At 66.6% G+C, this 20412-nt stretch carries 14 protein-coding genes; 10 read left to right on the top strand and 4 right to left on the bottom strand.

The genetic code is table 11. The features are described from left to right. Position 1 precedes the first annotated feature (1 nt). The 5 genes from hydA to AC1MEM_RS22910 all read left to right on the top strand — a co-directional run bounded on the left by hydA (position 2) and on the right by AC1MEM_RS22910 (position 4799). The gene (gene hydA / locus AC1MEM_RS22930) at positions 2–1393 is read left to right on the top strand and encodes a dihydropyrimidinase (RefSeq protein ID WP_499474394.1); all 1392 of its coding nucleotides are present in this window, start codon (positions 2–4) and stop codon (positions 1391–1393) included. A gap of 87 nt (positions 1394–1480) precedes the next feature. After that, positions 1481–2755 carry a Zn-dependent hydrolase gene (locus AC1MEM_RS22925; RefSeq protein ID WP_499474393.1) on the top strand — a complete coding sequence of 425 codons (1275 nt, stop codon included), beginning with the start codon at positions 1481–1483 and terminating at the stop codon, positions 2753–2755. A gap of 82 nt (positions 2756–2837) precedes the next feature. Continuing rightward, positions 2838–3167, top strand: a complete 330-nt coding sequence (locus AC1MEM_RS22920) for a hypothetical protein (RefSeq protein ID WP_499474392.1) — start codon at positions 2838–2840, stop codon at positions 3165–3167. A gap of 56 nt (positions 3168–3223) precedes the next feature. Beyond that, on the top strand, positions 3224–4096 hold the full coding sequence (locus AC1MEM_RS22915) for a DMT family transporter (RefSeq protein WP_499474391.1): 873 nt from the start codon (positions 3224–3226) through the stop codon (positions 4094–4096). A gap of 373 nt (positions 4097–4469) precedes the next feature. After that, positions 4470–4799 (top strand): hypothetical protein, encoded by a 330-nt coding sequence (locus tag AC1MEM_RS22910; RefSeq protein ID WP_499474390.1) that lies wholly within the window; start codon positions 4470–4472, stop codon positions 4797–4799. Between the two features lie 36 nt (positions 4800–4835). Here the strand turns inward: AC1MEM_RS22910 and AC1MEM_RS22905 are convergent, their stop codons facing one another. Further along, a complete protein-coding gene (locus AC1MEM_RS22905) occupies positions 4836–5774 on the bottom strand; it encodes a LysR substrate-binding domain-containing protein (RefSeq protein WP_499474389.1) in 939 nt (312 codons plus the stop codon). A 116-nt stretch (positions 5775–5890) separates the two neighbouring features. Here AC1MEM_RS22905 and AC1MEM_RS22900 point away from each other — a divergent pair, with 116 nt between their 5' ends. Beyond that, positions 5891–7117, top strand: a complete 1227-nt coding sequence (locus tag AC1MEM_RS22900; RefSeq protein ID WP_499474388.1) for a urate hydroxylase PuuD — start codon at positions 5891–5893, stop codon at positions 7115–7117. Between the two features lie 81 nt (positions 7118–7198). Here the strand turns inward: AC1MEM_RS22900 and AC1MEM_RS22895 are convergent, their stop codons facing one another. The 3 genes from AC1MEM_RS22895 to AC1MEM_RS22885 all read right to left on the bottom strand — a co-directional run bounded on the left by AC1MEM_RS22895 (position 7199) and on the right by AC1MEM_RS22885 (position 13707). Next, positions 7199–8884 carry a vWA domain-containing protein gene (locus AC1MEM_RS22895; protein ID WP_499474387.1) on the bottom strand — a complete coding sequence of 562 codons (1686 nt, stop codon included), beginning with the start codon at positions 8882–8884 and terminating at the stop codon, positions 7199–7201. 89 nt (positions 8885–8973) lie between these two features. Further along, the gene (locus AC1MEM_RS22890) at positions 8974–11250 is read right to left on the bottom strand and encodes a hypothetical protein (RefSeq protein ID WP_499474386.1); all 2277 of its coding nucleotides are present in this window, start codon (positions 11248–11250) and stop codon (positions 8974–8976) included. A 93-nt stretch (positions 11251–11343) separates the two neighbouring features. Further along, positions 11344–13707: a S9 family peptidase gene (locus AC1MEM_RS22885; protein ID WP_499474385.1), complete on the bottom strand. Its 2364-nt coding sequence runs from the start codon at positions 13705–13707 to the stop codon at positions 11344–11346. A gap of 482 nt (positions 13708–14189) precedes the next feature. On the opposite strand from AC1MEM_RS22885, the gene AC1MEM_RS22880 reads away from it, so the two are divergent. The 4 genes from AC1MEM_RS22880 (at position 14190) to nirB (ending at position 20412) form a co-directional block, all read left to right on the top strand. Then, a complete protein-coding gene (locus tag AC1MEM_RS22880) occupies positions 14190–14825 on the top strand; it encodes an ANTAR domain-containing response regulator (RefSeq protein ID WP_499474384.1) in 636 nt (211 codons plus the stop codon). A 19-nt stretch (positions 14826–14844) separates the two neighbouring features. Then, on the top strand, positions 14845–16017 hold the full coding sequence (locus tag AC1MEM_RS22875; protein WP_499474383.1) for a CmpA/NrtA family ABC transporter substrate-binding protein: 1173 nt from the start codon (positions 14845–14847) through the stop codon (positions 16015–16017). Between the two features lie 531 nt (positions 16018–16548). Beyond that, positions 16549–17841 carry an MFS transporter gene (locus AC1MEM_RS22870; RefSeq protein ID WP_499474382.1) on the top strand — a complete coding sequence of 431 codons (1293 nt, stop codon included), beginning with the start codon at positions 16549–16551 and terminating at the stop codon, positions 17839–17841. 21 nt (positions 17842–17862) lie between these two features. After that, positions 17863–20412 carry a nitrite reductase large subunit NirB gene (gene nirB, locus AC1MEM_RS22865; protein ID WP_499474381.1) on the top strand — a complete coding sequence of 850 codons (2550 nt, stop codon included), beginning with the start codon at positions 17863–17865 and terminating at the stop codon, positions 20410–20412.

The raw sequence follows: 20412 nt of genomic DNA, 5'->3' as shown, positions 1-20412 counted from the left end.
CATGACGACGATTATCCGCGGCGGCACCATCGTGAACGCCGACCGTGCTTTCCGCGGCGACGTGCTCTGTTTCGGCGACAAGATCGTGGCCGTCGGCGAGAGCATCGACGCGCCCGCGAACGCCACCGTCATCGATGCTGGCGGCCAGTATGTGATGCCGGGCGGGATCGACACCCACACCCACATGCAGCTGCCTTTCATGGGCACCGTCACCGCGGATGATTTTTTTACCGGCACCGCCGCGGGCCTGGCCGGCGGCACGACGACGATCATGGACTTCGTCATCCCCGACCCGAAACAGTCGCTGATGGAGGCATACCGCACCTGGCGCGGCTGGGCGCGGAAGTCGGCCGGCGACTACACTTTCCACGTGGCCGTGACCTGGTGGGACGACTCGGTGCATGCGGACATGGGCACCCTGGTGCGCGAGCATGGCGTGAACAGTTTTAAGCACTTCATGGCCTACAAGAACGCGATCATGGCCGACGACGAGACCCTCGTGAAAAGTTTCAGGCGCGCGCTGGAACTGGGCGCAATCCCGACGGTCCATGCCGAGAACGGCGAGCTGGTTTATCAGTTGCAGCAGGAGCTGCTGCAAAAGGGCATCACCGGCGCCAGGGCGCACCCGCTGTCGCGCCCGCCGGAAGTGGAGGCGGAAGCGGCGAACCGGGCCATCGCGATCGCCAAGGTACTCGGCACGCCGGTGTATATCGTGCACGTGTCCTGCGCCGAGTCGCTCGACGCCATCACCCTCGCCCGCGCCAGGGGCCAGCGCGTGTATGGCGAAGCGCTCGCCGGGCACCTGGTCATCGACGACAGCGTGTACGCGAGCGAAGACGACGACTTCGCGCGCGGCCACGTGATGAGCCCCCCGTTTCGCAGCAAGCATCACCAGGCGGCGCTGTGGCAAGGCCTGCGCGGCGGCAACCTGCACACGACGGCGACCGACCACTGCACCTTCTGCGCCGAACAAAAGGCCGCGGGCGCGGACAATTTCACGCGCATCCCGAACGGCTGCGGCGGCGTGGAGGAACGCATGGCCATCGTCTGGGACGCGGGCGTCAATGCGGGCACGCTGACGCCCTCGGAGTTCGTGCGCGTCACCTCGACCAATGCAGCGCAGATTTTCAACATGTACCCGAGAAAGGGCGTGATCGCCGCCGGGGCTGACGCCGATATCGTCGTCTGGGACCCGAACGGCACCCGGACCATATCGAGCAAAACCCAGTTCGCGAAGGGCGGCTTCAACGTCTTCGAAGGCCGCACCGTGCGCGGCATCCCGACCCACACGATCGCCGCCGGCAAGCTCGTCTTCGAACGCGGCGATTTGCGGGCCGAAGAGGGCGCCGGCCGCCACATCGACCGGCCTGCATTCACCACGACGCAGGCATGAACCCGTAGCGTGGGCGGCTCTGCCGCCCGCGCGTTCAACGCACGCCTGCGTACCGCGCTCCGATTTACACCGCTATTTGGAGAAACCATGCCCGACACCCTGCGCATCAACGGCCAACGCCTGTGGAGCTCCCTGATGGAGCTCGCCCGGATCGGCGCCACCCCCAAAGGCGGCGTCAAGCGCCTCACCCTGACCGACCTTGACCGCCAGGGCCGCGACCTGGTCGTCGGCTGGGCCCGTGAAGCCGGCATGAGCGTCACCGTCGACAAGATCGGCAACGTCTTCATGCGCCGCGCCGGCCGCGACAACAGCCTGCCCCCGATCGTCACCGGCAGCCACGTCGACACCCAGCCCACCGGGGGCAAGTTCGACGGCAACTACGGTGTACTGGCCGGCATCGAAGTGGTGCGCACCCTGAACGACAAGCACATCGTCACCGAAGCCCCGATCGAAGTCGCCTTCTGGACCAACGAGGAAGGTTCGCGCTTCGTGCCTGTGATGATGGGTTCCGGCGTCTTCTGCGGCGCCTTCAGCCTCGAGACGGCCTATGCCGCCAAAGACGTCGACGGCAAAACCGTGCGCGAGGAACTCGAACGCATCGGCTACCTCGGCACCGAGGAACCCGGCCGGCACCCGATCGGCGCTTATTTCGAAGCCCATATCGAGCAGGGCCCGGTACTGGAAGACGCCGACAAGGTGATCGGCGTGGTGCCCGCCGTGATGGGCCTGTCCTGGTACGATTGCACGGTGTCCGGCATGGAAGCCCACGCCGGCCCGACGCCGATGGGCCTGCGCCGCGACGCGCTGCAGGTGGCGACCACCATCATGCAGGAAGTGGTCGCCATTGCGAACCGCTATCCGCCCTACGGACGCGGCACGGTCGGCATGGTGCAGGTGTTCCCGAACAGCCGCAACGTGATCCCGGGCCAGGTGAAATTCAGCATCGACCTGCGCAACGTGAACGACGCGTTGCTCAACACGATGCACGAGGAAATGCTGGCCTTTGTCGCGAAAACACGCGCGGACACCGGCCTCGGCATCGAGATCGAGCGTGTGTCCTACTACCCGCCATGTCCCTTCCACCCGGATTGCGTGGACGCCGTGCGCGCCGCGACCAGCAAGCTCGGTTACTCGACGATGGACGTGGTCTCGGGCGCCGGCCACGACGCCATCTATACCGCCCGGGTGGCGCCGTCGGGCATGATCTTCGTGCCCTGCAAGGACGGCATCAGCCACAACGAGATCGAGGATGCGCAGCCGGCGCACCTGGAGGCCGGCTGCAATGTGCTGCTGCATGCGATGCTGGAGCGCGCCGGCGTGGCGGAGCGCGCACTGGCGGCCGGGGACGAAGCAAACGCCTGACGCATCAGGCAGCGAAGGAGGGGGCGTGTTCATGGCTTGCCAGCGTGCACAGGCCTTGTGAAAACTTGGCTAAAATGCCGGCATGCCGAGCAAAACCCCTACCTTTCCCGGTCCGCTGACCGCGCGCGGCGCCGTGCTGGCCGTGCTGTTGTCGGACGAAGACCAGACCGGCGCCGAGCCGCTGCGCGGCCGCGTCACGCTGGCGGCCATCGTGCGCACCTTGAAACGCAAGTACAACTGGCCGATCGAAACGAACAGCTTTCCGTCGAACGGGGCGGACGGGCGCGCAACCTGGGCGACCGTGTACAGCCTGCCGCCGGCAGTCGTCGCCCGCGCGCTGAACGCGGGCGGACGGGACTGGCTCAAGAGCCGGGCGACGGCGAAGCGTGCGCCGCCGCGCGACGACGAGTAAGCGGCACCGGCGCCGGCTTCGGCCAGGCGGCCTGACGTGCAGCAGTGCCAAATTTGATGGGGTACAGGCCCTTGGAAAGATTACCGCCGCAGCTGGCCACGCTCGCCTTCACGGCCGCGGCGATGCTCGCGTTTGCCGCCAATTCGCTGCTGTGCCGCCTGGCGCTGGCGCGCGGCGGCATCGATCCCGCCAGCTTCGGCGCGATCCGCGTGGTGTCCGGCGCGCTCGCGCTGGCGCTCATCGTGCGCCTGCGCGCGGGCCACGAGACGAGCGTGCGCGGCGACTGGACGTCGGCCGCGATGCTGTTCGCGTATGTCGCCTTTTTCTCGTTCGCCTATGTCGGCCTGGCGGCCGGCACCGGGGCGCTGATCCTGTTCGGCGCGGTCCAGCTGACCATGTTCGGCGCGGCACTGCGGGGCGGCGAACGCTTTGCCCCGACGGCCTGGTGCGGCCTGGGACTGGCAGCCGCCGGGCTGGTCTACCTGGTGCTGCCCGGGGTGAGCGCGCCACCGCTGCCTGGCGCCACGCTGATGGCGCTGGCCGGCGCGGCCTGGGGCGTGTATTCGCTGCGCGGACGCGGCGCGCCCGATCCGCTGCGCGCCACCGCCGGCAATTTCCTGCGCGCGGCGCCGCTGGCCTTCGTCCTGTGGCTGCCGTTTGCCGGCCATGCCCACGCAGACGCACGCGGCATCGTGCTCGCCATCGTGTCGGGCGTGGTCACCTCCGGCGTCGGCTATGCCCTCTGGTACACGGCACTGCGCGGGTTGACGGCGATGCGCGCGGCGACGGTGCAGTTGTCGGTGCCGCTGATTACCGCATTCGGCGCGGTGCTGTTCCTGGCCGAGCCGCTGAGCTGGCGGCTGGTGCTGGCGTCGCTGGCGATCCTGGGCGGGATCGCGCTGGTGCTGGCGCGGCGTGCCAGGCGATAGGCGTCCTTATTGTTTGCCGTCGCGTAACGTAGGGTGGACTCCTGAGTCCACGCGGTACGGCATTTGCACGTCGCACCCCTTGACGCGGACGCTGCCTACGCGGTCCCTGGCGCCGTCGCGTCATATCAAACGCTGCACCGCGTGGGCACAAGTGCCTGCGCGGCCCGGCCACACCCTACGTTACGCGACGGCCAACATAGCTCGCGTGCGGTCCTTGCGGCGCGCTGCCCGAAGTCCGATCATTGTGCTTGCTTGATCTGGATGCGAGCGCCTTTGATTTCCCAATGACAGCAATCAGTACCCTGATCCCCCAGGCACGTCATCTTCTTTCGCACACTGACTCACCTCGACCCGACACCGATGAGGAGCGAATATGGACATGGTTTATTGCCCGGGCTGTGCGAGTGACCTGCATGACGGTACCGGAGGCTGTCCGGTGTGCGGTGTACCGCGTGCCGCACCGGCCGCCAGGGCGTCGCAACGCAATCCCTTCAAGCTGGTCGCGCTGTGCGCCCTGTACGCCGTCGCGCTCTGGTTCGCGTCGATGTTCGCCATCGATGTCGTCTTCGGTACGTCCGATGGCGCAGGCAGGGGAGAGCCGGGGCACATGTTCAGCGGCTCGCTCCTGCTGACATCCATCGCCCTGTCCATCGCACTGACCGTCCGCGGCAAGCTTCCCGGCACCGCAAAAACGGCCGCCTGAGCATTGACACCGGGTAGCGGCGCAGGAAATCGATCGCTACTTCTGCACCAGCGCCCGCGCCGCCTGGCTGACCAGGTCGCGCAGCCATTTGTGTTCCGACGACTGGTGCACGCGCTGGTGCCACAGCTGGTAAAAACGCATCGGCGGGAATTTCAGGGGCATCGTGAATGTCTTCAGCGGCAGCGTCTTTTCGTACGAGCGCATGAACTGGCGGCCGGTGGTCAGCACCAGGTCGGTCTGGGTCAGCATGTAGGGAATCAAGCCGAAATAGGGCGACTCGACCGCGATCTTGCGATGCATTCCCTGGCGCGCGAGGAAGGAGTCGATCACGCCGTGGTAGCCGGGCAGCGTCTGCGAGGGCGCCACGTGCGGCAAACCGAGGTAGTCTTCGATGGTCATCGCGTCGCTTGCGGTGCGCCGCGCGTACGGGCTGTCGGCGCGCATGGTGCAGACGATCGGGTCTTCGAACAGTTTCGAGATGTGCAGGTGCGCGGGCGGCTCGTCCCAGTTGGCGATCACCAGGTCCATCTCGCCGTCCGACAGCATGCGCAGGTAGTCGGCGCCGGCGCCCATGCCATGGATCGCGACCCGGCTGTTGGGCGAACCGCGGCGCACCGCGGCGACGACATTCGGCAGGAACTGGGTATCGAGATAGTCGGGCGCGGCGATGTGGAAGGTACGCGCCGCTTCTTCCGGCACGAAGGCCGACTTCTTGACGAACAGGCTCTCGGTTTCGTCGAGGATGCGCTTGGCGGGTTTGAGCAGGCTCTCGCCGTGCTGGGTCGGCACCATGCCGCGCGCGCCGCGCACGAGCAGCGGATCGCCCGTCAGTTCGCGCAGTTTGCGCAGCGAGGCCGAGATCGAGGGCTGCGGCTGGTTCAGTTTCAGTGCCACCCGCGAGACGTTCTTCTCCACCAGCAGCAGGTAGAGGATACGGATCAGGTGGATATCCAGGTGCTGGGGGAGGGCGGCCATGTGCGTGTTATATACGAGTGCGTATGTCGAATATACGATATCTTTCATGTTGTACAAAATGAAATCGGATTATCGTCACTCGGTTACCACTACCAATAACGCGACAAGGACTCTGCATGGACGTGTTCGGACCCCTGGCATCCTACGGCCTCGAATGGCTCAACCTGCTCGTGCGCTGGCTGCACATCATCACGGGCATCGCCTGGATCGGCGCCTCCTTTTATTTTGTCTGGCTCGATAACACGATCAAGCCGCCCGCGCCGGGGTCGGAGCTGGCGAACAAGGGCGTCGCCGGCGAACTCTGGGCCGTGCACGGCGGCGGCTTCTACAACCCGCAGAAATACCTGGTCGCACCAGGCGAACTGCCGAAGGAGCTGCACTGGTTCAAGTGGGAAGCCTATTCGACCTGGCTGTCGGGCTTTGCGCTGCTGTTCATCGTCTACTACCTGAACGCGCAGGCGATGATGGTCGATCGCAGCGTGCTTGAGCTCACCAGCTGGCAGGCCGTCGGCATTGGCCTGGGCAGCCTGGTCGTCGGCTGGCTGGTCTACGACCTGCTGTGCAAATCGCCGCTCGGCAAACGCGACCTGGCCTTCGGCGTCGTGATCTTCGCCTTCCTGGTGGGCAGCGCGTATGTGCTGACGCACCTGCTGAGCGGACGCGCGGCCTACCTGCACATCGGCGCGATGATCGGTACCATCATGGTGGCCAACGTCGCCCACGTGATCATTCCCGGCCAGCGCAAGATGGTCAATGCGATGATGGCCGGCCAGAAGCCCGATCCGGTCCATGGCATCCGCGCCAAGCAGCGCTCGGTCCACAATAACTATTTCACGCTGCCGGTGCTGTTCCTCATGATCAGCAACCACTATGCGATGACCTACCGCCACGAACACGCCTGGGCCGTGCTGGCGGTGATCATGGCGGCGGGCGTGTTGATCCGCCACTTCTTCAACCTGCGCCACAAGGGCCGCATCGAGTGGAAATATCCGGCGGCGGGCGTCGCGCTGCTGGCCGTGCTGGCGGTGCTGATCGCACCGAAAGCGCCCCTTGCGCAGCAGCCCGGCAGTGACACCGCCGCCCAGTTCACGCAGGTGAAAGCCATCGTCGACCAGCGCTGCGTGGCCTGCCATTCGGCGCACCCGACCCAGCCCGGCTTTGCCACCGCGCCGGCGGGCGTGATGCTCGATTCGCCGGAACGCGTCGCCCAGCACGCGGCGCGCATCTATCAGCAGAGCGTGCAACTGAAAGCCATGCCGCTGGCGAACCTCACCAACATGACCGACGCCGAACGTGCGCAGGTCGGCGCCTGGTTCGAAGCCGGCGCAAAGACTGGAAAATAAGGAGGAGCAGCACCGGTGCGTTGAACGCGTGGGCGGCATTGACGTCGCGTGCTCATTGCCGCCCGGGTGGAGCCGCCCACCCTACGGTTGCCCGAACTGCCCCGCCTTGCCCAGCGCCTCCGTCATCCGCACCAGCTTCACGAATTCGGCGCGATACCCCTCCGCGTCGACACCGCGCGCGCCGTTCGCCAGCTCGGCGATATCGGCATAGCTGTAGTCCGCCACTTGCGGCTCGCCGCGCAGGCGCTGGCCGAAGGCGGCGACGGCCACCGCAAAACGCTGGTCCAGCGGCGCCGAGGCCAGGGTCTTGTGCACTGACCCGGCGCGCACCGGCTGCTCCACCACGCGGCTGCTCGACTCGCCCGGCAGCTTGTAGCGCACCCGCACGAAACACAGTTCGTCGCTCTTCGCGCCGGAAGCAGGCTTTTTGGCGCCGCCGTAGCGCAGCGGATCGACCAGCTTGCCGCTTGCCGTCGCCGGCGTGATCTCGTAAATCGCGGTGACCGTGTGGCCCGCCCCCATGTCGCCCGCGTCGACCTTGTCGTCCTTGAAATCCTGGCGCGCCAGCATGCGCGTCTCGTAGCCGATCAGCCGGTAGGCCGCGACCTGCGCCGGATTGAATTCGACCTGCATCTTGACGTCGTTCGCGATCGGGAACATGGTCGAGCCGAGTTCCTCACTGAGGGCTTTGCGCGCTTCCAGCAGCGAGTCGATGTAGGCCGCGTTGCCGTTGCCCGACTGCGCCAGGCGCTGCATCAGCGCGTCGTTCAGGTTGCCGCTGCCGACGCCCAGGATCGACAGGTAGACGCCGCTCTTGCGCTTGTCGGCGACGAATTTCTCGAGCTCGCGCGGGTCCGTGATGCCGACATTGAAGTCGCCGTCGGTGGCGAGGATGACGCGGTTGACGGCGCCCTTGTCGAAGTGGCGCTCGGCCATCGCATAGGCGCGCTGCAGGCCTTCGCTGCCGGCCGTGCCGCCGCGCGCGTCGAGGCCGTCGATGGCGTCGAGGATGGTCTGCTTGTCCTGTCCCGTGGTCGGTTCCAGTGCCACCGCCGTGCCGTTGGCATAGGTGACGATCGCTACCCGGTCCTGCGGGCGCAGGCGCTCGGCGAACAGGTGGAAGCCCTGTTTCAGCAGCGGCAGGCGCTCCTGCGGACGCATCGAACCGGACACGTCGACCAGCAGCACCACGTTCATCGGCGGCTGTTCGGCCGCCTTGATGTCGAAGCCGCGCACGGCGATGTGCAGCAGCTGGTTCTCCGCTTTCCACGGACTCGGCATGACCTCGGTCGTCACCGCGAAGGGCTGGGTGCGGCTGAATGGGAGGACGTAACTGTAGGGGAAATAATTCACCATTTCCTCGACCCGCACGGCGGCCGCCGGCGGCAGGCGGCCGGCATTGAGCTGGTGCCGCACGAAGGCCCAGGAAGCGGTATCGACGTCGGTGCTGAAGGTGGAGACGGGCTGCTCCTCGACCAGGATCGACTTGTTCGCCTGCGCGTCGGGGAACTTGTCGACGCCCGGCAGTTGCAGCATGGTGAACCCATACGCCATCGGCAGCGGCGCGGGCGCATAGGTGAACTTGTCCGCCGAGGTGTTGCGCGCGCCGGTGACGTCCACCCGCCGCTGTGCAGGCGCCGGCGGCGCGCCGGCCGTGGCCCTGGCAGCCGCTTCGTGCGGCTGCGGCGGGCTGCCCCCCGTGCTGCAGGCGGCGAGGAGGAGGGAAACGGCTGCCAGGGCGGGCAGCGCGGCGGACGCGCGGTTCATGTCAGGACCTTGTCGATTTATTGTTCGACCAAGATGCGCCAGCGCCCGCGCCAATGCAACCGCGGTTACATGTTGTAATCGTTTCCCGGTCAGCGCGGCACGATCGCGAACTGCGGGCTCACGCCGTAATCGGGCTTCACACTGCGTGCCATGAACTGCGCCCAGGCCTTGCGGCCGGCCGCGCCGCCGGCATTGGCGGCATAAGCCAGGGCCGGCTGCATGTTCGAGGGGAAGCCGGCCGGCTCGGCGGAATAGCCGCCCATGTCGCCCGGTTTCTGCTTCAGCGCCGCCGCCAGCCGCTCGCTGGCGCAGGGCAGGGCCGCGATGTCCGGCCCGACGGTGGCGGCGTAGGATTCCCCGATCGATTCGAACAGGGGCGCCGAGGGGCCTGGCTTTACCGTCCAGGTGTAGTTCGCACCAGCCATCCAGCACACGCCATCGCCCGTCATCCGGCCGATCGGAAAACGCGCCTTCCACTTGAGCAGCCGCTCGGCGTTCTTGAAGCCGAGTTCCGCCACGTATCCCACGGCAGCAGTGAAGAAGTCGTCTTGCCAGGGCGCGAGTGCGACCTTGTTCTTGTAGACGACCGCATAGCCGTTGACGATGACGCCGAGCTTGTTGGCCTGCGCATTGTCGGTGTAGGTGGCGTTGTACCAGGACAGGTTGCTGTCCAGGATCGTGTTCAGGGCGCGCTTGAGCGGATGGCCGTCAGGCGTGATGTAGGCGGCCTGGCCGAGGGTGCGCAGGCTCCAGGCCTGGCCGCGCACCTGCTCCGGCGCCAGCAGGCCCTGGGCATCCTTGCGGTAACCGGGATTCGTCTCGAAGACGTTGTACATGGCCCAGAACTGCAGCTCTTCCAGGTAGTAATGGTCGCCGGTGACGAGGTAGGGCAGGTAGACCAGGCCCGGCTGGTGCGAGACGTCGGACACGTACGGAGTCGCGCACATGTCCTTGCGGCAGGCGGGAAAGGCTTCGAACTTGCCGGTCTTCGGATTGCGCGTGTCGCTGAGATGGCCGGCCAGCGTCATGAACGGATAATCGAGCAGGCTGACCGGCAGGCCGGTTTTCTTGTCGCGGTAGTGCATCGACCAGCTGCCGGCCAGGTCGGCGGTGCCCAGCGTGACCGACTTCGCGCGTGCATCCATGCTGAGCAGGTAGTCCGCGGCCCAGCCGGGCAGCAGGCCGATGTCGACGCGCCCGCCGGGACCCGGCATTTTCGGCGCGGCCAGGCCGACGCCCATCGGTTCGGTTTTCGATCCGTTCCAGCTTGCCGCCAGCCCGGCGAGCGTACTGTCGCGCACCACGACCGAGCGGTCGTAGTTCGGCAGCGCGCGCGAATCGATCAGGTAGCCGCTGTCGTGGCGCAGGTGCAGGGCCGGCGCCTCCCCGGTCCAGGCCAGGGTGCGCCAGCGCGCATGGTGGTAGTGCAGCATGTCGCGCTTCTCGTAGACCGGCTTGCCGCCTGCCGTGATCGTGACGTCGTAGCTGATGTTGTGCGGGTCGGGCTCATAGGCCCAGTCGTTTTCGACGACCACGTCGACCCGCGCATTGCGCGTCCCCGCGTAGGACCGGATCGCAAAGCGCGCCGCCAGGTGCGGATGCTCGACACCCTTTGCATTCTTCAGGGGCGCCGTCACCTCCAGCTCGGTGACGACGGGGCCCTGCAGCCACACCTGCGCTTTCTGTTCCTTCAGCAGGGCGGCGCTCGACGCCGTGTAGCGCTCGCCGTCGACGACCATGCTCACCACCGTGTCGGGCGCGGCGCCCGGCTTGGCGGCTTCCGGCGCCTTTTTTGCCGACTTGACCAGGGCCAGGCCGAGCTCCTTGCCGGCGTTCAGGCGCGGCAGGACCAGCGAGACGACCGCGTGGCGCACCGAGCCGTCCGGGTGGGTCGCCTTGACGTCCAGCTGCAGCGGCAGCAGGGTGCCGTCGGCCAGCTTGCCGGCCAGGCCGGCGCCGCGCGGCAGGTCGCCGGGCGCGAACACCTGGCCGAAGGTCAGCGGAACCTTGGCCTGGTCTTCGCGCGCGGTGCTCTCGATGACGACGCCGGTGATACCGCCCGCGGGCACGGCAAATTTTTTCCGGGCTGGCTGCGCCACGGCGGCCGCGGGTTCGGCTGGCCCGCGCGCCGGCTTCGCTTTCTCTTTGTCTTTCTCTTTGCTGCCCTTGTCCGCCGGCGCTGCGTCGTCCGGCGCGCCATGGCGCTCGGCCAGCACGCGGCTGGCATCGAGCTGGCCGGTGCTGGGCAGGCCGACGAAGCCGGGTTCATCGGCCTTGCCGCGCTCCTGGGCGTGGAGGGTGCCGCAGGAGAGCGCGGCGAGCAGGCAGGCGAGACGGAAAGGGAAGGGCAAGGAGGCTGGCGTCATGAAGGCAATCGAAAGCGGATACAGGTAACAAACCGAACAGTAAAACAAAAAGCGCCCCGGGGGGCGCTCGTTTGTGCGGTCCTGATTGCAGCCTTACTGCTTGAGCGTGCGTTCGAACAGTTTGAAAATGCGGCGGTACTGGTCGAACCAGCTCTCCGGCTGGGTGTAGCCGTGGCGCTCGAGCGGATAGCTGGCCATCTCCCAGTTATCCTTGCGCAGCTCGATCAGGCGCTGGGCCATGCGCACCGAGTCCTGGTAGAACACGTTGTCGTCGACCATGCCGTGGCCGATCAGGAGGTTTCCCTGCAGCTTGTCGGCGTACTCGATCGGCGACGAGATTTTATACGCCTCCGGATCGAGGTCGGGCGTGTTCAGGATGTTCGCCGTGTACTCGTGGTTGTAGGTGGTCCAGTCGGAGACCGGACGCAGGGCCGCGCCCGACTTGAACATCTCCGGCGCGCGCATCAGGGCCATGAAGGTCATGAAGCCGCCATAGCTGCCGCCGTAGATGCCGACGTTGGCCGCATCGCCCTGGTAATTCGCCACCATGTACTTCACGCCGTCCTGGTAGTCGACCAGTTCCGGGTGCCCCATCTGGCGGTAGATCGCGGTGCGCCAGTTGCGGCCATACCCCTGCGAGGCGCGGTAGTCCATGTCGAGCACGATGTAACCCTTCTCGACCAGCAGGTTGTGGAACATCTGCTCGCGGAAGTAGACCGGGAAGCGCTTCGTCGTGTTCTGCAGGTAGCCGGCGCCGTGCACGAACATCACGACCGGGTATTTTTTACCGGCTTCCATGTGGGCCGGGCGGTACAGCTTCGACCAGACCGGATCGCCGCCGGCGCTCGACGGCACGGCCACGAACTCGGGCTGGACCCATTCCCGCGCCTTGTATTCGGCAGTACGCGTATCGGTCAGCTTGACCGCCGCACCGCCGGTAACGGGCACCGTCGCCAGCTGGGCCGGCATGTAGCTCGACGAGTAGTGCACCAGCAGCTTGCGGCTGTCCGGCGACAGCGTGAAGCGCTCGACGCCTTCCAGGTTCGTCACCTCGCGCGTGCCGCCATCCTTCGCATTCACGGCGCAGACTTCATACGTGCCCGGATTCTTGCGGTTGCAGAGCATGTAGGCGGTGCTGCCGTCGACGTTCCAGCGCACGTCGCCGGCTTCCCATTTGCCGGAGGTCAGCGCGCGCGGACGGCCGTCGACGGGCTGCGTGTACACGTGCGCGTAGCCGCTTTCTTCCGACACGTACCACAGCGTGCGGTTGTCCGGCAGCCAGCCGAAGTCGCTGTTGTCGAAGTTGACCCAGGCTTCGTCCGTGAGGCGATGCTGGGGTTTCAGTTTCGCGGCCTTCAGGTCGATGGTGGCGATCCAGCGGTCCTTGTTGTCGATAGCGCGCAGCATGACGGCGGCCTGCTGGCCATCGAGGCTCCAGCGGACCGCATCGGCACGGTCAGCGATGCGGAGCAGGCGGTTGCCTTTCAGGGGATCGAGTCTGGCGGCGGCGCGCAGCCTCGCCAGCGGGTCTGTCGCGATGCCGGGCAGGGTGTCGAAGAGGATGTCCTGCATGCGGTTGGCAACCAGGTCGATCAGTTTCAGTTGGTGCGGCACGGGATAGCTGCGGCCGACGCGGGTGCGCTCGTCGTCCATCTCTTCATAGCCCGATTCGGTCACGTAGCGCGGCATCTTGCCGACCCGGCCTTTGTCGGCGCCCTTGGCAGCGGTGACGATCACCAGGTAGCGGCCATCAGGGGACAGGGCGCTGCCTTCGATCGTGATCTTGTCGCCCAGGTAGACCGGGCCTGGTGCGCGGGTGGGATCGAAGCGGCGCTCTTCGTCGACACGGGCGCGCGCGGCGTCGCGGTCGTCCTTCGCGCGTTTCAAGGTCGTGATCAGGCGTAGCTGCATGTCGCGCAGTGCTTCCGGTTCCTGCACAGCCGGATCCTTCGCCGCGCGCAGCAGCGCCACCGGCGCCTGCAGGCGGCTGGCGCGGTCCCAGCTGAACCAGTCGTGGCCGATGCGGAACTGCACCGCGCGCTCGTCGCTCGAGTACTGCGGGTCCTCGGCCTTGAGGCCGCGCGTGATCTGAACCAGTGCACCATTCTTCAGGTCGCGCTCGAACAGGTCGCCATTACGCACCATGATGGTGCGTGTATGTGCACGGTCATAGACCATGTCCGGGCTGTCGAGCTTCGCCAGGTCGGCGTCGGCGACTTTTTGCGGGCTGCCTTTCGTGGCGATGAAGGTGTCGCGCAACTGCGAGCCGGTGCGCTTCTGCTTGAAATACACATCCTGGCTGTTCCAGCTCCACCATGCTGCTTCGGCCGGGTTGCCGATCCAGTCCGGATGGGTCATGGCCTGGTCGAGGGTAATGGGCGTGGGCGCGGCCACAGCCGGAAGCGCAAGCAATGCGCACAGCGGGGCGGCAAGGAAAGTCAGTGCAGGAAGTCGCATCGTGGAGTTCTGGTGAGGAGAGAAAATAGCTTTCTGGCTAGAAAAAATGCGAATGCATTCTAGCGCAGCCACTGAAGCGACGGGGGATTCCGGCAGCGATCGCCGGACAATAAAAAAGCGGCCCGCGTACGTAGGTACGGGGCCGCGGGATGCGGTGCTGCCTTACTGTTGCGGAATCAGGCCGCTTGCTGCTGTGCCTTTGGCGCGCGTGGCAGCAACATGGCGATGCGCACGATGACGGCAAGGGCTGCGACGCTGGCGTGGAAGTATTCGACTGGCGACATGATGATCTCCTGTAATTCGTTGATGTTGCGGTGCAGTATAAATGCCTCCGATCCATAAATAAACTTTCTGTTTGTGATGTTGGCGATCAGGCTGGTGAATGACCCGTCGGCCTAAGCTGTTGAGATATAGGCCTGGACGATATCGATACTGTAGGGAAACTATATGAGGCGTGGCCCGTTTCTTGCATCAATTGCAGCATGAAACAAGCGGACCTCACCCCCAGCCTGCGCATCGTCGTCGTCACCGGCGGCGATGCCCAGGCCTGCGATGCAGCCCGGGCCGCCCAGGCCAGCCGCAGCGCGGCACTGCGCGTCGGCCTGCTGGAGTCGGGCTACGACATCGTCGCCTCGCTCCCGCCAGACATCTTCCTGCCCGAACGGATCGCCCAGCTGCAGCCTGACCTGATCATCCTCGACAGCGAATCCGATGCGCGCGACGTGCTCGAACACATCGTGATCGCCACCCGCGAGGCGCGCCGCCCGATCGTGCTCTTCACCGAAGACGACAGCGCGGCGACGATGGAAGCGGCGGTGGCGGCGGGCGTGTCGGCGTATATCGTGGCCGGCCTGCGCGCCGAACGCGTGCGGCCCGTGCTCGACGTTGCGCTGGCGCGCTTCAGGCGCGAACAGAAACTGCTGGGCGAACTGGCCGACACCCGCCAGAAGCTGGCCGAGCGCAAGGTAATCGACCGCGCCAAGGGCGTGCTGATGGCGCGCCACAAGCTGCTCGAGGACGAAGCCTACGGCCGCCTGCGCAGCCTGGCGATGAACAAGAACATGAGACTGGCCGAGATCGCGCAGCGCATCCTGGACGTCGAGGATTTGCTGGGCTGACGCCGGCGAAAGGAAACGCATGACTGGCCTGGCAAAAGCAGGTTTTCAGGGAGCCGGATCGGACCGCCCCGAAAAGGAGACACTTCGTATCGGTTTCATGCCGCTGGCCGATTGCGCGCCGCTGGTGATGGCCTCGATCCTCGGCTTCGACGAGAAATACGGCATCAAGCTGGCGCTCGACCGCCAGCACTCGTGGTCGGGCATGCGCGACCGCCTGACGAACGGCGAGCTCGATGCGGCCCATGCCCTGTATGGCCTGCTGTACGGCCTGCACATGGGGATCGGCAGCGCCGCGCGCGACATGGCCGTGCTGATGAACCTGAACCAGAACGGCCAGGCGATCGTACTGTCGCGCGCCATCGCAGCGGCCGGCGTGTCCGACGGCGCAGGCCTCGCCGCGCTGATGCGCGAGCAGCCGCGCCGCTACACCTTCGGCCATACCTTCCCGACCGGGAACCACGCGATGTGGCTGTGCTACTGGCTTGCTGCCGCCGGCATCGATCCCCTGGCGCAAACGAAGCTGGTCACCGTGCCCCCCAGCCAGATGGCGGCCAACCTGGAAGCAGGCCACATGGACGGCTTCTGCGCGGGCGAGCCCTGGAGCCGGCGCGCGGTCATGGAAGCGAGCGGCGCGCTGGTGGCATCGAGCAGCCAGGTCTGGCCCAACCATCCGGGCAAGGCGCTCGGCGCGCGGGCCGACTTCGTCGCCTCCCACCCGAATACCTGCCGCGCCCTGGTCGCCTGCCTGCTGGAGACCACGCGCTGGCTCGACGCTTCGCCCACCAACCGCGAAGCCGCCGCCGAGGTGCTGGCCAGTCCCGCCTATGTGCACGCCGACATCGACCTGCTGCGCGCCTGCCTGGTGCCGCGCCGTTCGGACTATCCGGAACTGCGCTTCTTTGGCGAAGGGGAGGCGACCTTCCCGTGGCTGTCGGACGGGATGTGGTTCCTGACCCAGCAGCGGCGATGGGGACTGCTGCGGGAAGACCCGGATTACCTGGGCGTGGCGGGTTCGGTGAACCAGGTGGCCTTGTATCGCGAGGCGGCCGAGCTGGCAGGGGTAGATGCGCCGTCGGTCGTCATGCGCAGCAGCCGGCTGATGGATGGGCGCATATGGGACGGAAGCGATCCTGCGGCGTATGCGGCGTCGTTCGAGATTCACCAGCGTGAACCGCAGCCATTGAGCGCGTGAGGTAATTCACCCGGGCACACCACCGGCGTAACGCGGCGCCCGGAACGCAAGAGCACCGTAGGGTGGGCACCCCGTGCCCACGCGGAAGCGCGCGCAGCGTTGGCGTTCGCTCTATTGGACGCGTTCGCACATGGCAGAGCATCCCCAAGCGCCCAGTTAGCGCTACGTTCATCGCACACGCCGCGCAGCGGCATGTCGGCGTAACGGACGCCGGATGCGTGCGTAACCGCGTGGGCGCGGGGTCCGATCGCGGCCCGGCCCACCCTGCAAAATCCACCGCGGTGCACCGTTCCGCATCATTAGCGGGCATTGTGCACTGCAATAGAGCGCCTTCTCCCGATCGACCGCGGCACCCGCCCCGCGCCCCCGCTGGCACGGCTCTTGCAATTACTCCCATCAGGATCAACGGCGATCCCTTCAGTTACACAGCCGGTCCAATGCTGGACCGGCGTTCCGGACAATGGCGTCCGCCTCCCAGGTCACACACCTCGGGACGCGGACGCCTTTTTGTTTTCAAAGACGAGGGATACCATGGCCAGCAAAGCAAACAGCATCACATTGACCGACTTCCATACGCCCCAGATGCGGGCCTTCCACCTGACCTGGATGGCCTTCTTCATCTGCTTCTTCGCCTGGTTCGCCTGCGCGCCGCTGATGCCGGTGATCAAAGGCGAATTCGGCCTGTCGGTGGCGCAGATCGCCAACATCAATATCGCCGCGGTCGCGATCACGATCCTGGTGCGCCTGCTGGTCGGCCCGCTGTGCGACCGCTTCGGCCCCCGCAAAACCTACACCGGCCTGCTCGCCCTGGGCGCGATTCCCGTGCTCGGCCTCGCCTTTGCCCAGAGCTACGAAAGCTTCCTGATGTGCAGGCTGGGGATCGGCGCCGTGGGCGCGAGCTTCGTCATCACGCAATATCACACCTCGGTGATGTTCGCCCCGAAAATCGTCGGCACCGCCAACGCGGCCGCCGCCGGCTGGGGCAACAGCGGCGGCGGGGCGGCGCAGGCGGCGATGCCCCTGCTGCTGTCGGCCCTCGTCATGGCGGGCGTCAGCGAAACCCTGGGCTGGCGCATCGCCCTCATCGTCCCGGGCGTGGCGATGCTGGTCATGGCGTTTGTCTACTGGCGCTACACCCAGGACTGCCCGGCGGGTAACTTCAGCGCGCTGCGCGCGGCCGGTGTCGCCTTCGAGGGCGGCGGCAAGGGCGGCTGGGCGAGTTTCAAGGCGGCCTGCCGCAACCACCGCGCCTGGCTGCTGTTCGTTACCTACGGCGCCTGCTTCGGCATCGAGATCTTCATCCACAACATCGCCGCCATCTATTACGTCGACCATTTCGGCCTCTCGCTCAAGTCGGCCGGCCTGGCCGCGGGCAGCTTCGGCCTGCTGGCGCTGTTCGCCCGTGCGCTTGGCGGCTGGCTGTCGGACCGCTTTGCCGCGCGTGGTGACCTCAACAGCCGCGTTACCGTGCTGTTCGTGCTGATGGTGGGCGAGGGCCTGGGCCTGCTCGTGTTCGCGAATGCCGACGGCGTCGCCTTCGCGCTGCTGGCCATGGTCTGCTTCGGCCTGTTCACCCACATGGCCTGCGGCGCCACCTACGCGCTGGTGCCCTTCGTGGCGCCAACGGCGCTGGGCGGCGTGGCGGGCATCGTCGGCGCCGGCGGCAATGTCGGCGCGGTGCTGGCCGGCTTCCTCATGAAGGGGACGGGCGACCTGCGCCAGACCCTGATGATCCTCGGCGGCCTGGTCGTCGTATCCAGCCTGTGTGCGCTCGGCGCACGTTTCAGCACTACCGCCACCGTCGCTGCCGCGGCGCGGGCTTAGTTGGAAAATAAGGAGTCAAGCATGAACATCATCGTCATCGGCCACGGCATGGTCGGCCACAAGTTTGTCGAAACGCTGGCCGCTGCCGAGTCACAGCCGAACCTGCACCTGCACATTACCGTGCTCGGCGAAGAGCCGCGCCCGGCCTACGACCGCGTCCACCTGTCGGAGTTCTTCGCCGGGAAAACGGCGGCCGACCTGTCGCTGGTGGCCCCCGGCTTTTTCGAGCGCACCAACCTTGAGCTGAAGCTGAACGCCAAAGTCGTCGCCATCGACCGCGCCGAACGCACCGTCACGCTGGCCAGCGGCGAAGTGCTCCCCTACGACAAACTGGTGCTGGCCACCGGCTCCTCTCCCTTCGTGCCGCCGGTCCCGGGCCGCGAGCGCGCCGACTGCTTCGTCTACCGCACCATCGAAGACCTGGAAGCGATGCGCGAATGCGGGGACCGCTCACTTAATCGCTCCCGCACTGGCGTCGTGGTCGGCGGCGGCCTGCTGGGACTGGAATGCGCCAAGGCGCTGCGCGACCTGGGTCTCGAAGCCCACGTCGTCGAATTCGCGCCGCGCCTGATGGCGGTGCAGGTCGATGATCACGGTGCACGCGTGCTGCGCACCCGCATCGAAGAACTGGGCGTCACCGTCCACACCGGCAAGAACACGCTCGAGATCGTCGATGGCGAAGCAGGCACCCACCGCATGCGGTTCGCCGACGGGTCGCACCTGGACACCGACATGATCGTCTTCTCGGCCGGCATCCGCCCGCGCGACGAGCTGGCCCGCGCCTGCGACCTCGCGCTGGGCCCGCGCGGCGGCATCGCCATCGACGACGACTGCCTGAGCTCGGACCCGCACATCTACGCTGTCGGCGAATGCGCCGCCTGGCGCGGCCAGCTGTTCGGCCTCGTCGCACCGGGCTACGACATGGCGCGTACCGCCGCACGCCACGTGCTTGGCGCACCGGGCGGCTTTCTAGGGGCGGACCTCAGCACCAAACTGAAACTGATGGGCGTGGACGTGGCCAGCATCGGCGACGCCCATGGCGCAACGAGCGGCAGCCGCAGCGTCCAGTACCTTGACGAGCGGCGCCAGACTTATAAAAAGCTGGTCGTCAGCGACTGCGGCAAGCGCCTGCTGGGCGCGGTCCTGGTGGGCGACGCGGCCGAATACGGCACGCTGCTGCAGATGGCCCTGAACGGCATCGACCTGCCGGAAGCGCCGGAAAGCCTGATCCTGCCGCAATTGGCCGGCGCGCCCAAAAAAGGCCTGGGTGTCGACGCGCTGCCGGATGCGGCCCAGATCTGCTCCTGCAACGACATCTCGAAAGGGACGCTGTGCGCGGCGGTGAAGGACGGCGCCACCAGCATCGGCGCCCTCAAAAAATGCACGACTGCGGGCACCGCCTGCGGCGGCTGCGTGCCGCTGGTGACGCAAGTGCTCAACGCCGAACTGGCGAAGCAGGGCGTGGCCGTCAGCCGCGCGCTGTGCGAACACTTCAATCACTCGCGCCAGGAACTGCACCACCTGGTGCGCGTGGGCCGCGTCAAGAGCTTCGGCGAGCTGCTGGCCAGGCACGGCACGGGCCTGGGCTGCGATGTCTGCAAACCCGTCGCCGCCAACATCCTCGCCTCAACCTGGAACGATTTTGTCCTGAAACCCGAGCACGCGAGCCTGCAGGATTCGAACGATTACTTCCTCGGGAATATCCAGAAGGACGGGACCTACTCGGTGGTGCCGCGCATGCCCGGCGGCGAAGTGACGGCCGATGGCCTGATCGCGGTCGGCATGATCGCCAAAAAATACGGCCTGTACACCAAGATCACCGGCGGCCAGCGGGTCGACCTGTTCGGCGCCCGCGTCGATCAACTGCCGCCGATCTGGGAAGAGCTGATCGCCGCCGGTTTCGAGTCCGGCCACGCCTACGGCAAGTCGCTGCGCACCGTGAAATCCTGCGTCGGCTCGACCTGGTGCCGCTACGGCGTGGGCGACAGCGCTGGCTTCGCGATCGCACTGGAAAACCGCTACAAGGGCCTGCGCACGCCGCATAAAGTGAAATTCGGCGTCTCCGGCTGCACCCGCGAATGCGCCGAGGCGCAGGGCAAGGACGTCGGCCTGATCGCCACCGACAAGGGCTGGAACCTGTACGTGTGCGGCAACGGCGGCATGAAGCCGCGCCACGCCGAGCTGATCGCGTCGAACCTGGACGAAGCGACGGTGGTGAAACTGGTCGACCGCTTCCTGATGTTTTATGTGCGCACCGCCGACCGCCTGCAGCGCACGAGCACCTGGCGCGAACACCTCGAAGGCGGCCTGGATTACCTCAAGAGCGTCGTCGTCGACGACAAGCTCGGCATCGGCGCGGAACTCGAAGCCGACATGCAGGCGGTGGTCGACACCTATGCCTGCGAGTGGAAGAACGCGGTCGAGGACCCGGAAGTACGCAAGCGCTTCCGCCATTTCGTGAACAGCCCGGCGCAGGACGACAACGTCGTCTTCATGCCCGAGCGCGGCCAGGTCCGTCCGGCGACGATCGAAGAACGCCGCCGCACCATCCCCATCGCAGTCGCTAACTGA

This window comes from Telluria sp. AIW5 (assembly GCF_056680575.1).
Note: the sequence above shows the minus strand (reverse complement) of the source record. Positions and strands in the feature narration are given on the sequence as shown.

Excerpts from the sequence above, each read along its gene's own strand:
- hydA (WP_499474394.1), top strand. The coding sequence starts at position 2 with ATGACGACGATTATCCGCGGCGGCACCATCGTGAACGCCGACCGTGCT.
- AC1MEM_RS22925 (WP_499474393.1), top strand. The coding sequence starts at position 1,481 with ATGCCCGACACCCTGCGCATCAACGGCCAACGCCTGTGGAGCTCCCTG.
- AC1MEM_RS22920 (WP_499474392.1), top strand. The coding sequence starts at position 2,838 with ATGCCGAGCAAAACCCCTACCTTTCCCGGTCCGCTGACCGCGCGCGGC.
- AC1MEM_RS22915 (WP_499474391.1), top strand. The coding sequence starts at position 3,224 with ATGGGGTACAGGCCCTTGGAAAGATTACCGCCGCAGCTGGCCACGCTC.
- AC1MEM_RS22910 (WP_499474390.1), top strand. The coding sequence starts at position 4,470 with ATGGACATGGTTTATTGCCCGGGCTGTGCGAGTGACCTGCATGACGGT.
- AC1MEM_RS22905 (WP_499474389.1), bottom strand. The coding sequence starts at position 5,774 with ATGGCCGCCCTCCCCCAGCACCTGGATATCCACCTGATCCGTATCCTC.
- AC1MEM_RS22900 (WP_499474388.1), top strand. The coding sequence starts at position 5,891 with ATGGACGTGTTCGGACCCCTGGCATCCTACGGCCTCGAATGGCTCAAC.
- AC1MEM_RS22895 (WP_499474387.1), bottom strand. The coding sequence starts at position 8,884 with ATGAACCGCGCGTCCGCCGCGCTGCCCGCCCTGGCAGCCGTTTCCCTC.
- AC1MEM_RS22890 (WP_499474386.1), bottom strand. The coding sequence starts at position 11,250 with ATGACGCCAGCCTCCTTGCCCTTCCCTTTCCGTCTCGCCTGCCTGCTC.
- AC1MEM_RS22885 (WP_499474385.1), bottom strand. The coding sequence starts at position 13,707 with ATGCGACTTCCTGCACTGACTTTCCTTGCCGCCCCGCTGTGCGCATTG.
- AC1MEM_RS22880 (WP_499474384.1), top strand. The coding sequence starts at position 14,190 with ATGAAACAAGCGGACCTCACCCCCAGCCTGCGCATCGTCGTCGTCACC.
- AC1MEM_RS22875 (WP_499474383.1), top strand. The coding sequence starts at position 14,845 with ATGACTGGCCTGGCAAAAGCAGGTTTTCAGGGAGCCGGATCGGACCGC.
- AC1MEM_RS22870 (WP_499474382.1), top strand. The coding sequence starts at position 16,549 with ATGGCCAGCAAAGCAAACAGCATCACATTGACCGACTTCCATACGCCC.
- nirB (WP_499474381.1), top strand. The coding sequence starts at position 17,863 with ATGAACATCATCGTCATCGGCCACGGCATGGTCGGCCACAAGTTTGTC.